Source organism: Denitromonas iodatirespirans, from assembly GCF_018524365.1.
Classification (GTDB): Bacteria; Pseudomonadota; Gammaproteobacteria; order Burkholderiales; family Rhodocyclaceae; genus Nitrogeniibacter; species Nitrogeniibacter iodatirespirans.
In genome coordinates this window covers 170,825-184,600 of sequence record NZ_JAEKFT010000006.1, presented here as the reverse complement: position 1 = coordinate 184,600, position 13,776 = coordinate 170,825, and the positions used below count along the sequence as shown (strand labels likewise).

The 13,776-nt window shown below is 67.2% G+C and carries 12 protein-coding genes; 6 read left to right on the top strand and 6 right to left on the bottom strand.

The features are described 5' to 3' along the window. Positions 1–141: 141 nt before the first annotated feature. Together I8J34_RS07675 and ypfJ are read left to right on the top strand one after the other, a co-directional pair. Positions 142–1,473, top strand: a complete 1,332-nt coding sequence (locus I8J34_RS07675) for a KamA family radical SAM protein (protein WP_370661882.1) — start codon at positions 142–144, stop codon at positions 1,471–1,473. 161 nt (positions 1,474–1,634) lie between these two features. Further along, positions 1,635–2,501 carry a KPN_02809 family neutral zinc metallopeptidase gene (gene ypfJ, locus I8J34_RS07670; RefSeq protein WP_214360808.1) on the top strand — a complete coding sequence of 289 codons (867 nt, stop codon included), beginning with the start codon at positions 1,635–1,637 and terminating at the stop codon, positions 2,499–2,501. A gap of 94 nt (positions 2,502–2,595) precedes the next feature. On the opposite strand, the gene I8J34_RS07665 is transcribed toward ypfJ, so the two are convergent. The 4 genes from I8J34_RS07665 to I8J34_RS07650 form a co-directional block, all read right to left on the bottom strand. Beyond that, positions 2,596–3,072, bottom strand: coding sequence for a VOC family protein (locus I8J34_RS07665; RefSeq protein WP_214360807.1), 477 nt, complete (start codon positions 3,070–3,072; stop codon positions 2,596–2,598). 68 nt (positions 3,073–3,140) lie between these two features. Further along, positions 3,141–3,863 carry a response regulator transcription factor gene (locus I8J34_RS07660; protein WP_214360806.1) on the bottom strand — a complete coding sequence of 241 codons (723 nt, stop codon included), beginning with the start codon at positions 3,861–3,863 and terminating at the stop codon, positions 3,141–3,143. After that, positions 3,860–5,911 carry a PAS-domain containing protein gene (locus tag I8J34_RS07655; protein ID WP_214360805.1) on the bottom strand — a complete coding sequence of 684 codons (2,052 nt, stop codon included), beginning with the start codon at positions 5,909–5,911 and terminating at the stop codon, positions 3,860–3,862. Before I8J34_RS07655 ends, I8J34_RS07660 begins: the two co-directional genes overlap by 4 nt. Positions 5,912–6,055: 144 nt before the next feature. Next, the gene (locus tag I8J34_RS07650; RefSeq protein ID WP_214360873.1) at positions 6,056–7,072 is read right to left on the bottom strand and encodes an AraC family transcriptional regulator; all 1,017 of its coding nucleotides are present in this window, start codon (positions 7,070–7,072) and stop codon (positions 6,056–6,058) included. A gap of 236 nt (positions 7,073–7,308) precedes the next feature. Between I8J34_RS07650 and icmF the strand changes: the two genes are divergently transcribed. The 3 genes from icmF to I8J34_RS07635 all read left to right on the top strand — a co-directional run bounded on the left by icmF (position 7,309) and on the right by I8J34_RS07635 (position 12,349). Next, complete coding sequence (icmF, locus tag I8J34_RS07645; protein WP_214360804.1) at positions 7,309–10,584, top strand: fused isobutyryl-CoA mutase/GTPase IcmF; 3,276 nt, start codon at positions 7,309–7,311, stop codon at positions 10,582–10,584. Positions 10,585–10,708: 124 nt separating this feature from the next. After that, the gene (locus I8J34_RS07640; RefSeq protein WP_214360803.1) at positions 10,709–10,909 is read left to right on the top strand and encodes a hypothetical protein; all 201 of its coding nucleotides are present in this window, start codon (positions 10,709–10,711) and stop codon (positions 10,907–10,909) included. Positions 10,910–11,107: 198 nt separating this feature from the next. Continuing rightward, positions 11,108–12,349 carry an MFS transporter gene (locus I8J34_RS07635; protein ID WP_214360802.1) on the top strand — a complete coding sequence of 414 codons (1,242 nt, stop codon included), beginning with the start codon at positions 11,108–11,110 and terminating at the stop codon, positions 12,347–12,349. A gap of 12 nt (positions 12,350–12,361) precedes the next feature. Here the strand turns inward: I8J34_RS07635 and I8J34_RS07630 are convergent, their stop codons facing one another. Together I8J34_RS07630 and I8J34_RS07625 are read right to left on the bottom strand one after the other, a co-directional pair. Continuing rightward, positions 12,362–13,003: a phosphoribosyltransferase gene (locus I8J34_RS07630; protein ID WP_214360801.1), complete on the bottom strand. Its 642-nt coding sequence runs from the start codon at positions 13,001–13,003 to the stop codon at positions 12,362–12,364. Positions 13,004–13,083: 80 nt separating this feature from the next. Beyond that, positions 13,084–13,659, bottom strand: a complete 576-nt coding sequence (locus I8J34_RS07625) for a flavodoxin family protein (RefSeq protein ID WP_214360800.1) — start codon at positions 13,657–13,659, stop codon at positions 13,084–13,086. Between I8J34_RS07625 and I8J34_RS24840 the strand changes: the two genes are divergently transcribed. After that, the gene (locus I8J34_RS24840; RefSeq protein ID WP_255553121.1) at positions 13,643–13,774 is read left to right on the top strand and encodes a hypothetical protein; all 132 of its coding nucleotides are present in this window, start codon (positions 13,643–13,645) and stop codon (positions 13,772–13,774) included. The genes I8J34_RS07625 and I8J34_RS24840 overlap by 17 nt on opposite strands. Positions 13,775–13,776 lie beyond the last annotated feature (2 nt).

Sequence of the window (13,776 nt, the reverse complement as noted above, 5' to 3'; positions counted from 1 at the left end):
TCCTTGGCGCTCCTCATCGCCGGACTGCCGCTGTGCGCGTCGAAAGACGAGCGGCTCTATTCAAGGAGACCATCAATGGCTCAACATGCCGAAACCGTAGTGAACCAGTGGCCCCTGCATGCTGTCGATGGAGGTTACGAAATGGTGCCCTTCAAGGTCTATACACAGCGCGATCTGGACAAGATCGAACCCTTGCAGAAACTGTCCGAAGCGATGCGCTTCGAGATGAAAGTGGTGTCTTCGGTACTGCCCTTTCGGGTGAACCAGTACGTGATCGACGAGTTGATCGACTGGAACAACATCCCGGCCGACCCGATCTTCCAGCTCACCTTTCCGCAGCGCGGCATGCTCTCGCCCGAGCATTTCGACACCATCGCCAAGCTGCTCGAAGAGGGCGCCGACAAGGCGACGCTGAATGCCGCGGTCAACGAGATCCGGCTGGCGCTCAACCCGCACCCGGCCGATCAGATGGAAATGAACATGCCGCTCGACGACGAGGGCAACCGCCTCGACGGCATCCAGCACAAGTACCGCGAGACCGTGCTGTTCTTCCCCAGCCAGGGGCAGACCTGCCACAGCTACTGCACCTTCTGTTTCCGCTGGGCACAGTTCGTCGGCGACAAGGAGCTGCGCATCGCCGCCTCCGAGGCCAGCACGCTACACAACTACCTCCAGTCGCACACCGAGGTCACCGACCTGCTGTTCACCGGCGGCGATCCGATGGTGATGAAGACCCATCACCTCAAGGCCTACCTGGAGCCGCTGCTCGAACCCGAGTTCGCCCATATCCAGACCATCCGCATCGGCACCAAGGCGCTGACCTTCTGGCCGCACCGCTTCCTCGGCGCCGAAGACGCCGGCGAGCTCATCGACCTGCTGACGCGCATGGTGCAGGCGGGCAAGCATGTGGCGGTGATGGCGCACTACAACCACTGGAAGGAGCTGGATACCGAAGCCGCGCGTGCGGCGATCCGCGCCATCCGCAGCACCGGGGCGGTGATCCGCGCCCAGGGCCCGCTGATCGCCCATATCAACGACGACCCGGACGTGTGGGCCAAGATGTGGAAGATGCAGGTCAAGCTCGGCATCGTGCCGTATTACATGTTCGTCGAGCGCGACACCGGCGCCCGGGGCTACTTCGAAGTGCCGCTCGAGCGCGCCTGGCAGATCTACCGCGAGGCCATCCAGCAGGTCTCGGGTCTGGCGCGCACGGCCCGCGGCCCGTCCATGTCGGCCAGCCCCGGCAAGGTCGAAGTCCAGGGCGTGACCGAAATCAATGGCGAAAAGGTCTTCGTGCTGCGCTTCATCCAGGGCCGCAATCCGGACTGGATCCAGCGCCCCTTCTTCGCCAAGTACAACCCCGAGGCGACCTGGCTGCACCACCTGGAGCCCGCCTTCGGCGAAGCCAAGTTCTTCTTCGAAGACGAATACGAGGCCATCCGTCACGATCGCCTCGACGCCATCCAGGCCTGAGCGGCACGCCGTTCCAGTCCCGAAAGCCCGCCCTGGTGGCGGGCTTTTTCGTCAATTGATGCAACAGCGGCCGGCGGCAGGCGGATCGATGCCGGATCTGGCGGAGGGGGTGTGCCACAATCCGGATTCCCGCGGATGCGGACAATCGCAGGAGGTGAGCCATGCGCTTCGACAACGGGCGGCAGAGTGACAATGTGGAAGACCGCCGCGGTGCCGGCGGCGGACGCAGCGGCATCCGGATGGGGCGCGGCAAGATCGGCATCGGCACCATCGTGCTGGCGCTGGTGGCCATGTATTTCGGCGTCGATCCGAGCCTGGTGCTCAACTCGGCGCTGACCGGCGCACCGGTGGCGACCGAGGCCCCGGCACGGGTGCCGCCCGGCAACGATGCCGAGGCGCGCTTCGTGTCGATGGTGCTGGCCGATACCGAGGATACCTGGCATGCCCTCTTCCAGCAGGGCGGCGGGCGCTATGTCGAGCCCAAGCTGGTGCTGTTCACCGGCGCAACGCGCACCGCCTGCGGCATGGGGCAGGCGGCGATGGGGCCGTTCTACTGCCCCGGCGACCGGACGGTCTACATCGACCTGGCTTTCTACGACGAATTGCGCACCCGTTTCCGCGCACCGGGCGATTTCGCCCAGGCCTACGTGATCGCCCACGAGGTCGGCCATCATGTCCAGAACCTGCTCGGCATTTCCGACAAGGTACAGACCATGCGCCAGCGGGTGAGCGAGGCCGAAGGCAATGCCTTGTCGGTGCGGCTCGAACTGCAGGCCGACTGCTTTTCCGGCGTGTGGGCCCATCATGCCGACCGCGCCCGGCAAGTGCTCGAAGCCGGCGATGTCGACGAAGCGCTCGGCGCCGCCGCCGCCATCGGCGACGACCGTCTGCAACAGCAGGCGCAGGGCTATGCCGTGCCCGACAGCTTCACCCATGGCTCTTCGGCGCAGCGGGTGCGCTGGTTCAAGCGCGGGCTCGAGACCGGCGCGCTGAAAAGCTGCGATACCTTCGCCGCCAAGGCCCTCTGAGACGGCATCTCCCGGCATGCTGTCCGTGGCCACCGCGCACGGTGAATCGACAAAGGGCGCTCGTCGAGCGCCCTTTGTCTTGCGCGTTGCCGGTTCAGCCCGCCAGCTTGGCGAAGGCCGCCACCACCTCGGGCGGCGCCTGCACCAGTTCGATCAGCACGCCTTCGCCGGCGATCGGGAACTCGTCGTTGGCCTTGGGGTGCATGAAGGTGATGTCGAAACCCGCCGCGCCCTTGCGGATGCCGCCGGGGGCGAAGCGCACGCCCTGGGCGGTGAGCCAGTCGACCGCGGTCGGCAGGTCGTCGATCCACAGGCCGATGTGATTGAGCGGGGTGGCATGCACCGCCGGTTTCTTGTCCGCGTCGAGCGGCTGCATGAGGTCGACCTCGACCTTGAACGGGCCGCTGCCGATGGCGCAGATGTCTTCGTCGACGTTCTCGCGCTCGGAGACGAAGTTGCCGGTCACTTCAAGGCCGAGCATGTCGACCCACAGGGTTTTCAGGCGGTCCTTGCTCGGGCCGCCGATGGCGATTTGCTGGATGCCGAGGACCTTGAACGGGCGTTGCGTCATGGGAGTCTCCGTGGATTAATAATCCATAATTATGGAGAGAAGGGCGTGCCGTGTCGAGGGCGGCGGGGTCATTCCCAGCTGACGCTGCTGCAGAACAGGTAGCCGGCGCCATACACGGTCTTGATCAGCGCGGGGTTCTGCGGGTCGTCCTCGAGTTTGCGGCGCAGGCGCGAGATGCGCACATCCACGCTGCGATCGAAGGGGTCGATGTCGCGCTCGCCGATCAGTTGCTCGCGTGTGAGGATGCGGTTGGGGCTTTTGAGCAGGGCGGTGAGCATGCTCGCCTCGGTGGCCGACACCGATACTTCGCGCCCGTCGGGGGTGACCAGCATGTGGCGGCCCAGGTCGAAGCGCCAGCCGGAGAAGACCGCCGTGCCCGGTGCGGCCGGGGTGTCGGCGGACTCGGCGCTGCGCAGGTAGCGGCGCAGGATGGAGCGCACCCGGGCGACCAGTTCGCGCGGCTCGAAAGGCTTGACGAGGTAGTCGTCGGCGCCCAGCTCCAGGCCCAGCACGCGGTCGGTGACGTCGTTGCGGCCGGTGAGGATGAGCACCGCGCAGGGCGAGTGCTCTTGCAGTTCGCGGATCACCTGCATGCCGTCCATGTCGGGCAGGCCGAGGTCGACGATGGCCAGTTCGGGCGGGCTCTGGCGCGCCACCTGCAGGAAGCGCCGGCCGGTCTGGTGGTGCTCGCAACGAAAGCCGTAGACGTCGAGTGCGTTGCAGATCAGCCGTGCGATCTCCGCCTCGTCTTCGAGCACCAGGATGCGGGGGTGGGTCGCGTCATGGGTCATGCGTCGGTGTCCTGAAGGAGTTGAGTCAGGGTGCGGTCGAGCAGCTGGCGGTCGAAGGGCTTGCGCAACACCGGCACGTCGAGTTCCTGGACTTCGTTGATGGCATTGCCGCTGGCGTAGCCGGTGATCAGCAGCACCGGCAGGTCGGGGCGGGTGTCGCGGGCGAACTGCACCAGCTCCTTGCCGCCGATGGCGCCGGGCATGACGGTGTCGGAAACCAGCAGGCCGATGTCGGGAATGTGTTGCAGCATCTCGCACGCGGCTTCGCCGTTGTCGGTTTCGAGCACCGGGTAGCCCAGCTCGGTGAGCTGCATGCGGATGATCTTGCGCACCTCCGGTTCGTCCTCGACCAGCAGTACCGCCGGGCGCGGCGTGGCGGTGTCGGCGGCCTTTTCGCGCACCTCGTCGGCGACCGGCGCCGGCGCTTCGGTGCGCGGCAGCACGAAGGTGACGGTGGAGCCCTTGCCGAGCGTGCTGCGTACCCGGATGTTGCCGCCGGACTGGCGCACGAAGCCATACACCATCGACAGGCCAAGGCCCGAGCCGCGGCCGAAGGGCTTGGTGGTGACGAAGGGCTCGAACACCCGCGGCAGCAATTCGGGGGCAATGCCGCTGCCGGTGTCCTCGACATCGATCTGCACATAGTCGCCCACCGGCAGCTCGATCAACATCGCCAGGCTAGAGGGAATGTGCCGCTCGTGCACGCGGATGGTCAGCGCGCCGCCGCCGGGCATGGCGTCGCGCGCGTTGATCGCCAGGTTGAGCAGAGCGCTTTCGAGCTGGTGCGGGTCGGCCATGGCGTACAGCGGGGCCTCGGGCAGATGGGTCTGGATGCGCACCGACTCGGTCAGCGAGCGGCTCAGCAGCTGCGTCATGTTGTGCACCAGCTGGCCGACTTCGACCGCGCAGGGCTCCAGCGTCTGCCGGCGCGAGAAGGTGAGCAGCCGGCGGATCAGCTCGGCGCCGCGCTGGGCGGCATGCAGGGCGGGGTTGAGATAATCGGTCGCCAGCGCCGGGTCGCAGCGCTCGCGCGCCGCTTCGAGGTTGCCCATGATGATGGTCAGCAGGTTGTTGAAGTCATGCGCCAGGCCGCCGGTGAGCTGGCCGACGGCCTCCATCTTCTGCGCCTGCACCAGCGCCGCTTCGCTGGCGCGCTGCTCGGTGATGTCGATCGACAGCACGAAGAAGCCGACCACCGTGCCGCCCTCGCCGAATTCCGGCACCACCACGCTGCGCGCGTACACGGTGCGCCCCTTGTCGGTCTTGCGCGCGTACTCGTAGGTGACCCGCTCGCCGGCCGAGGCGGTGTCGAGGTAACCGGTGATCTGGGCATAGGCCTCGTCGCCGAACACTGAACGGATCGAGCGGCCGACGATGTTCTCCTTGGTCAGCCCGAACCACTCGGCGTAGCCCTTGTTGGCAAACTGGTAGTTGCGCTGGCGGTCGACATAGGCGATCAGCGCCGGGATCGAGTCGATGATCATCTGCAGCCGGGCTTCGCTGCGCCCCAGCGCCTGGGCGATCTGGTCGATCTCGGTCTTGGCCGACAGCAACTCGGCGGTGCGCTCGCGCACGCGCGCTTCGAGCAGCACGTTCTGCTGCTGGATCAGCGTCTCGTAGCGGCGCTGCTCGGTGATGTCGGTCCACAGCGAGACGAAGCCCAGGTTGGGGATCGGCACGCCGCGGATCGCCAGCACCTTGCCGTTTGGGCGCACGCGTTCGGCGTAGTGCGGCTGGAAGGCACGCACCGAGGCCATGCGCTCGGCCACCTGCTTTTCGATGTTGCCCTCGCCGTATTCGCCGCGCTCGGCATTGAAGCGCACGAAGGCCTCGAAGGGCGTGCCCACGCGCACGAAGGACTCAGGGAAGTCGAGCAGGCGCACCATCGCCTTGTTCCAGGTCACCAGCTTGGGCGTGGCGTCGAACACCGCGATGGCCTGGTCGAGCAGGTCGAGCCCGGCCAGCAGCAGGTCGTAGCGGCGCAGCTGCTCGGGCGATTCGCTCGAACGCTGCGGCGGGGTCGGAGCGGCGAAGGGATTGCGCGGCATCAGGGGCGTGTCTCGGGCTCGGGGCGGGTGAATCGGACGACGGCGCGGGCCGCTGGCGGCAGGGCTGGCCGCGCGCATGCGCCTTGGCCGGCGGGGCCTGGCGCCTGGTGCAGTCGCAACACGGCGGTGGGCGGGAGCACCATTCTAGTGCGCGCCTGGCTCGGGCGGAAAGGGCGTTGTGCCGCCCTCCGCGCTGGCCTGCACCTGGCGGCGAAAGCGGTCGGGCGCCTGGCCGGTCCAGGCGACAAAGGCGCGGTAGAAGGCCGAGGTGTCGGCATAGCCCAGGTCGGCGGCGATGCGCGCGACGCTGTGGCGGGTCTTGGTCAGGCGCGACAGGGCGATGTCGCGGCGAAAGGCGTCCTTGATCATGCGAAAGCCCGAGCCCTCTTCCTCCAGCCGGCGGTGCAGGGTGCGCGGCGACATGTGCAGGCGGTCGGCCGCCTCGGTGACGGTGAGCGCGGCGGGCAGGGCGTCGCGCAGCAGGTCGCGCACGCGGAACACCAGCTCGCGGTCGCGCCGGTAGAGCATGCTGATCTTGCCCGGCGCGCCGTCGAGAAAGGCGGCCAGCGCGGCCTCGTCGCGGCGGATCGGCAGGTCGAGCAGATTGGCGCGCAGGCGCGCATCCAGGCGTGGCGCCTCGAAGGCCGAGTGCTCGGTATACACCAGCGCATAGTCGTCGGCATGCGGCGGGCGGGCGTAGGGAAAGCTCACCGCCTCCAGCGCCAGGCCGCGGCCGACCAGCCAGCAGGCCACGCTGTGCAGCAGGCGCAGCAGCCATTCGAAGGCGAAGACGCGGGCGGGATCGTCGCGCGGGCCGAGCGGGCGGGTTTCGGCGATCTGCAGATGTGCCGTGTCGCCCTGACGGCGCACCGTCACCTGCAGGTCGGGCAGTACCAGGCGCAGGAAACGGCCGGCGCGCTCCAGCGCCTCGGCCAGGGTGGGCGCGCCGAGCATGCCGCGGCACAGGAACTCGAAGCTGCCGGGGCGCATCGGCTGCGAGAACAGGCCGAAACCCTCGTCGCCCAGCGCGGCGATGATGCGGTTGTAGAGCGCGGCATAGCGGTCCACCGGAATCCGCTGCGCGGGGTCGGACAGGTCGATGCCGGCCGCCGTCAGCAGCGGGGCCGGGTCGCGGCCGAGGCGTTCGAGGCCGGCGAGCATGCCGGTGACGAAACCATGCGCCACCGTGGCGCGTGGGCGGCGCGGCCGGCCGACGCCAGGCGGGGTCGGGGCGGCGGAGTTTGCATGTCGGGGCATGAGGACCTCCCGAATGACCTCTGGCGCAAAGCGACAGAGGAAGTTGGCCGATTTTGCACGATATGCGTCATCGGGGGCAATGGCGAAGGCCGGTGCAGGCTTCTACCATGTGGAAGATAACGCCTAACCGGGAGAGACACATGACGGACCTCAGCGTGGCCAAGAAGCTGCAGCCCTACAAACCGAAGAACAAGGTGCGCTTCGTGACCGCCGCCGCCTTGTTCGACGGGCATGACGCGTCGATCAACATCATGCGGCGCATCCTGCAGTCCTCGGGCGCAGAGGTCATCCACCTGGGCCACAACCGCTCGGTCGGCGAGATCGTCAATGCCGCGTTGCAGGAGGATGTGCAGGGTATCGCCATCACCTCCTACCAGGGCGGGCATGTCGAATTCTTCAAATACATGATCGACCTGCTCAAGGCCAATGGTGGCGAGAATATCAAGGTTTTCGGCGGCGGCGGCGGGGTGATCGTGCCCTCCGAGATCAAGGATCTGCACGAGTACGGCGTGACCCGCATCTACTCACCCGAAGACGGTGCCACCATCGGCCTGCAGGGCATGATCAACGACGTGGTCAAAACCTCCGACTACGACCTGGCACCGATGGCGCCGGCAGCCAAGGACCTGCTCAAGCAGCTCAAGGGCGGCGACCGGCGGGCTCAGTTGCGTAGCCTCTCGCGCGCCATCACCGCGCTGGAAAACGGCGCCTACGACGCCGCCACCAAGAAGGCGCTGATCGACGCCGCGGCCAAGCTGACGGTGCCGACCCTGGGCATCACCGGTACCGGCGGCGCGGGCAAGAGCTCGCTCACCGACGAGCTGGTGCGCCGCTTCCGCCTCGACCAGGATGACCGCCTCAAGCTGGCGGTGATCTCCATCGACCCCTCGCGCAAGCGCACCGGCGGCGCGCTCCTGGGCGACCGCATCCGCATGAACGCCATCGAGCACGAGAACATCTTCATGCGCTCGCTGGCCACCCGCGACACCGGCGCCGAAGTGTCGGCCGCGCTGCCCGAGGTGATCGCCGCCTGCAAGCTGGCGGGCTTCGACCTGGTGGTGGTGGAGACCTCCGGCATCGGCCAGGGCGACGCGGCGATCGTGCCGTTTGTGGACAAGTCGCTGTATGTGATGACCCCCGAGTTCGGCGCGGCCAGCCAGCTGGAGAAGATCGACATGCTCGACTTCGCCGACTTCGTGGCCATCAACAAATTCGACCGCAAGGGCGCCGAGGATGCGCTGCGTGACGTGCGCAAGCAGTACCAACGCAACCGCGAGGCCTTCGGCACGCCGACCGAGGAGATGCCGGTGTTCGGCACCATGGCCGCGCGCTTCAACGACGACGGCGTGACCGCGCTGTATCAGGCGATTCTGCCGAGCCTGATCGAGGCGGGCCTGAAAACCAAGTCGGGCAAGCTGCCCAAGGTGAGCGTCAAGTCCTCGTCCAAGGGCCGCGCCATCGTGCCGGCCGAGCGCACCCGTTATCTCGCCGAGATCGCCGAGACCGTGCGCGACTACCACAAGCACACCGGCCAGCAGGTGCGCGTGGCGCGCGAGCGCCAGTCGCTGAAGACCGCCAAGGCGCTGTTCGAGCAGTGCGGCAAGCCGGCCACCCACTTCGACGAGCTGATCAACTGGAAGGACGGCGAGCTGACCCCGGCGGCGCGCAAACTGCTCGAGCAGTGGCCGACCGAGAAGGCGCTCTACGCCGAAGATGAATACGTGGTGAAGATCCGCGACAAGGAGATCCGCACCCAGCTCACCCGCAAGTCGCTGTCGGGCAGCAAGATCCGCAAGGTGTCGCTGCCCAACTTCGAGGATGACGGCGAGACGCTGCGCTTCCTGATGAAGGAAAACGTCCCCGGCTCCTTCCCCTACACCGCCGGCGTGTTCGCCTTCAAGCGCGAGGGCGAGGACCCGACGCGCATGTTCGCCGGCGAGGGTGACGCCTTCCGCACCAACCGCCGCTTCAAGCGCGTCTCCGAAGGCATGCCGGCGCACCGCCTGTCGACCGCCTTCGACTCGGTCACGCTGTATGGCTGCGACCCCGACCCGCGCCCGGACATCTACGGCAAGATCGGCAACTCGGGTGTGTCGATCGCCACGCTCGACGACATGAAGGTGCTCTACGACGGCTTCGACCTGTGCGCGCCGACCACTTCGGTGTCGATGACCATCAACGGCCCGGCGCCCTTCATCCTGGCTTTCTACTTCAACACCGCCATCGACCAGCAGATGGCCAAGTTCAAGGCCGACAACGGCCGCGAGCCGACCGAGGACGAGTACGCCAAGATCAAGGCCTGGACGCTGTCGACCGTGCGCGGCACGGTGCAGGCCGACATCCTGAAGGAAGACCAGGGCCAGAACACCTGCATCTTTAGCACCGAATTCGCGCTCAAGATGATGGGCGACATCCAGGAATACTTCGTGCACCACAAGGTGCAGAACTTCTACTCGGTGTCGATCTCCGGCTATCACATTGCCGAAGCCGGCGCGAACCCGATCAGCCAGCTCGCCTTCACGCTGTCGAACGGCTTCACCTACGTGGAAAGCTATCTCGCGCGCGGCATGCACATCGACGACTTCGCGCCCAACCTGAGCTTCTTCTTCAGCAACGGCATGGACCCGGAATACACCGTGATCGGCCGCGTCGCCCGCCGTATCTGGGCGGTGGCGATGAAGAACAAGTACGGCGCCAACGAGCGCAGCCAGAAGCTCAAGTACCACATCCAGACCTCCGGCCGCTCGCTGCACGCGCAGGAGATGGACTTCAACGACATCCGCACCACGCTGCAGGCGCTGATCGCCATCTACGACAACTGCAACTCGCTGCACACCAACGCCTACGACGAAGCGATCACCACGCCGACCGAGGAGTCCGTGCGCCGCGCCATGGCCATCCAGCTGATCATCAACCGCGAGTGGGGCCTGGCCAACAACGAGAACCCCAACCAGGGCGCCTTCATCATCGACGAACTCACCGATCTGGTCGAAGAAGCGGTGCTGCGCGAGTTCGAAGCCATCTCCGAGCGCGGCGGCGTGCTCGGCGCCATGGAGACCGGCTACCAGCGCGGCAAGATCCAGGAGGAGTCGCTCTACTACGAGCACAAGAAGCATGACGGCTCCTACCCGATCATCGGCGTGAACACCTTCCTCAACCCGAAAGGTTCGGCCCAGCAGGAGATCGAACTGGCCCGCTCGACCGAGGAAGAAAAGCAGAGTCAACTCAAGCGCCTGGCCGACTTCCAGGCCCGCAACAAGGGCGAGTCCGACAAATGGCTGGCCAAGCTGCGCCAGACCGTGATCGAGAACGGCAACGTGTTCGAGGTGCTGGTCGATGCAGTGCGCCACTGCTCGCTCGGCCAGATCACCCACACGCTGTACGAGGTGGGCGGACAGTACCGGCGCAGCATGTAATCGGCGCCGGCCGGGAAATTTGTCGAAATCTTCCCGGCCGGCCGTGGTCAACCCGATAAGCGGCCGGGCAGGCAGGCTTTGTCCGGCCGTGGGATTCCGTCCTTCAACTGACCGGGAGACCACGATGAGAAAAACCATCACAGGCGATTTTCGTACCGAAGACGCCATGCGGAACGCGATGGACGATTTGTTGTCCGTCGGTATTCCGCGTGAGCAGCTGTTCATGGATACCGCGCAGATCTCGCTCAAGGTGATCACACCGGAGGCGACCGAGCGCGAGGTGAACGAGATCCTGACCCGCCACCAGCCCATCAAGCTGCACTGACCGACACGGGGGATGCGCGCTTGGGCCCACGGCCAAGCGCGCGATGTCGCCCGCGGCCGTTTCCAGGCCGACCGTTTGCCCCCTGGCCGTCCTTGTGACGGCTTCTCATGCCGAGGCGATATGCCTCGGTTTTTTTTGCGCGCCGAGAGCGCGTGGCGGGTCGCCCAAGGCCGGCGACCGGGGGTAAGCTGGCAGGCGATGCTGAATCCCTATCTCACCGTCACCGCGGTCATCGTCGGCGTGACCTTGCTGCAAGCCGCCAGTGGGCTGTTGCTGGTGTTGCTGCCGCTGCGCATGTCGGCCGAGCAGTTCTCGGTGCAGATGATCGGGTGGGTGGCGGCGGCGCATGGGGCGGGCTTCCTGCTCGGCTGTGCCGTCATCGGCCGCTTCATCGCCGCCGTCGGCCATGTGCGGGCCTTTGCCGCGCTGGCGGCGACGCTGGCGGCGGTGGTGCTGGCCTTTGCCGCCTTCCGCGAACCGCTGGCCTGGATCGGGCTGCGACTGGTCGGCGGGGCCTGTTTCGCCGGCTTGTTCACGGTGGCCGAGAGCTGGATCGCCGACCGCACCCCGCAGCTGCTGCGCGGCCGGGTGCTCGGTTTCTACACCGTGTGCTCCAAGGCCTCGCTGGTGGTCGCGCCGCTGTTCCTGGGGGCGATGGAGCTGGCCGGCCCGTGGGCCTTCATGCTGGTCAGCGCGCTGTGTTCGCTGTCGCTCTTGCCGGTGACCACGACACGAGCCGCCAGCCCGACGGTGTCCGCCTTCAGCACCCTCGGCGTGCGCGAGCTGTACCGGCTGGCGCCGGTGGCCTTGGTCGGCTGCCTGACGGTAGGCCTGATCAACGCGCCGCTGCTGTCGCTGGCTCCGGTGTATGGCGAGGGGATCGGGCTGGGGCTGGCCCACATCGTGTGGCTGTTTCCGGTGCTGCAACTCGGTAGCCTGGTGCTGCAGTGGCCGCTGGGCCGCTGGTCGGACCGTGGAGACCGGCGCCGGATGATCGCCGCTCTGAACGTCGTCGTCGCCGTCGTCGCGCTGGTGCTGTGGGCGCTCGGTGCGCCGCACGTGTGGGTGCTGATGCCGCTGCTGTTCCTGCTCGGCGGTGCGGCGCTGTCGATCTATGCCATTTGTGTCGCGCATGCCGGCGACCATGCGCGCCCCGAGCAGATGGTGCCGATGGTCAGCAGCCTGCTGATGGTGTGGGGCGTGGGCGCGGTGATCGGCCCGGCGCTGGCGGCCGCGGTCATGCAGTGGGGCGGCGTGCAGGGCTTGTTCCTGTATGTGGCGGTCGTGGCCGCGCCGTTTGCCGGCTATGTGCGCTGGCGGATCACGCGGCGCGCCGCCGTGCCCGACGCCGAGCATGTGCATTTCGTCAATCTGCCGACCACCTCGCCGGTGTCGGTCGAGCTCGGCATGGCCAAGGCGCTGGCCGACAAGAAGGACTGAGCGACTCCCGGCCTATGAGGCCGTGTCGCGGTCGGCACGAAAGCGCGCCAGACAGTCGACCACCTCGTCGTCCTCCACCTGACCGAACTGCTGGTAGAACTGGCCCACCGCCTGGAAGCCTGGCGGCGCATGCAGGCACACCACCGCGTCGGCATCGGCCTCGATGCGCGCCAGGCTCTCGGGCGCGGCGACCGGCACGGCGCAGATCAGGCGGGCCGGTGCCTGGGCGCGCACCGCGTGCAGCGCGGCGATCATGGTGGCGCCGGTGGCCAGGCCGTCATCGACGACGATGGCGGTGCGTCCGCGCGCGTCGAGCGGCGCCCGCCCCGGCGAGTAAAGCGCGCGACGCGCGTGCAGCGTGGCGAGTTGGCGCCGCTTTTCCGATTCGATCCATGCCGCGTCGTCCGCGGCCGCATCGCGCACGAAGAACCAGCCGTGCTCGTCGATGGCGCCGATGGCGTATTCGGGACTCCACTGCGCGCACAGCTTGTGCACCAGCACCACGTCCAGGTCGCCGTGCAAGGCCTCGGCCAGCGCGGCGCCCATCGGCACCGCGCCGCGCGGAATCGCCAGCACCAGCGGGTGCGCGTCGCGGTAGGTGTCCAGCGCCGCGGCCAGCTGGTGCGCGGCGTCGATCCGGTCTGTGAAGAACATCGCTTTGGCTCCCCGGGCGGTTCCGTCTCTGGTCAGACAAGTGTGCCGGCGCAGCGATCCCACCACCGTGGGCGGCGGGCTCAGCCTTTGAGACGCGCGGTGATCTCCACCACCCGGCGACCGAAGTGGCGAGCGGTGTCGAGGTCGCCCTGGCGCGGCGCCTCCTCGGGCGAGGCATCGGCGGGGGAGATCGACATCAAGCCGCCGAAGCCGGCGGTCCAGTTCACCGAGTCCGGCCCGTCGGCCTTCTTGTTGGCCGGCAGCAGGCCGGTGCCGACCCAGATCTGCCCGTGCTGCTGCGACAAGGTCCACAGGTACTGGATGGTGGAGAACTTGTCGCCGTTGAGCGAGGCCGAGTTGGTGAAGCCGGCGGCCACCTTGTCCTTCCAGTCCATCGAAAACCATTGCTTGGAGGAGGCGTCGGCAAATTTCTTGAACTGCCAGGCCGGTCCGCCCATGTAGGTGGGCGTGCCGTAGATGACGGCATCGGCGGCGGCGATCTTGTCGAGCCCGCCGTCGGGCAGCTCGCCGTCGTCGCTGAGGCGCAGCACGTGGACCGTGGCGCCGGAGACCGAGGCGGCGCCCGCTTCGACGGCCTCGGCCAGCTTTGCGGTGTGCTCGTAGCCACTATAGAAAACCATGGCGATCGTCGTCATTGTCATGTCCTTGTTCATGGTGTCGGAGTTGAAGTGGACACCGCGGGCATGCGTGTCGTTTCCAAAAAAAGGAAACCCGCTGTCGGGCGCGACGCTGGCCGGCGCGCTCGACTGAGG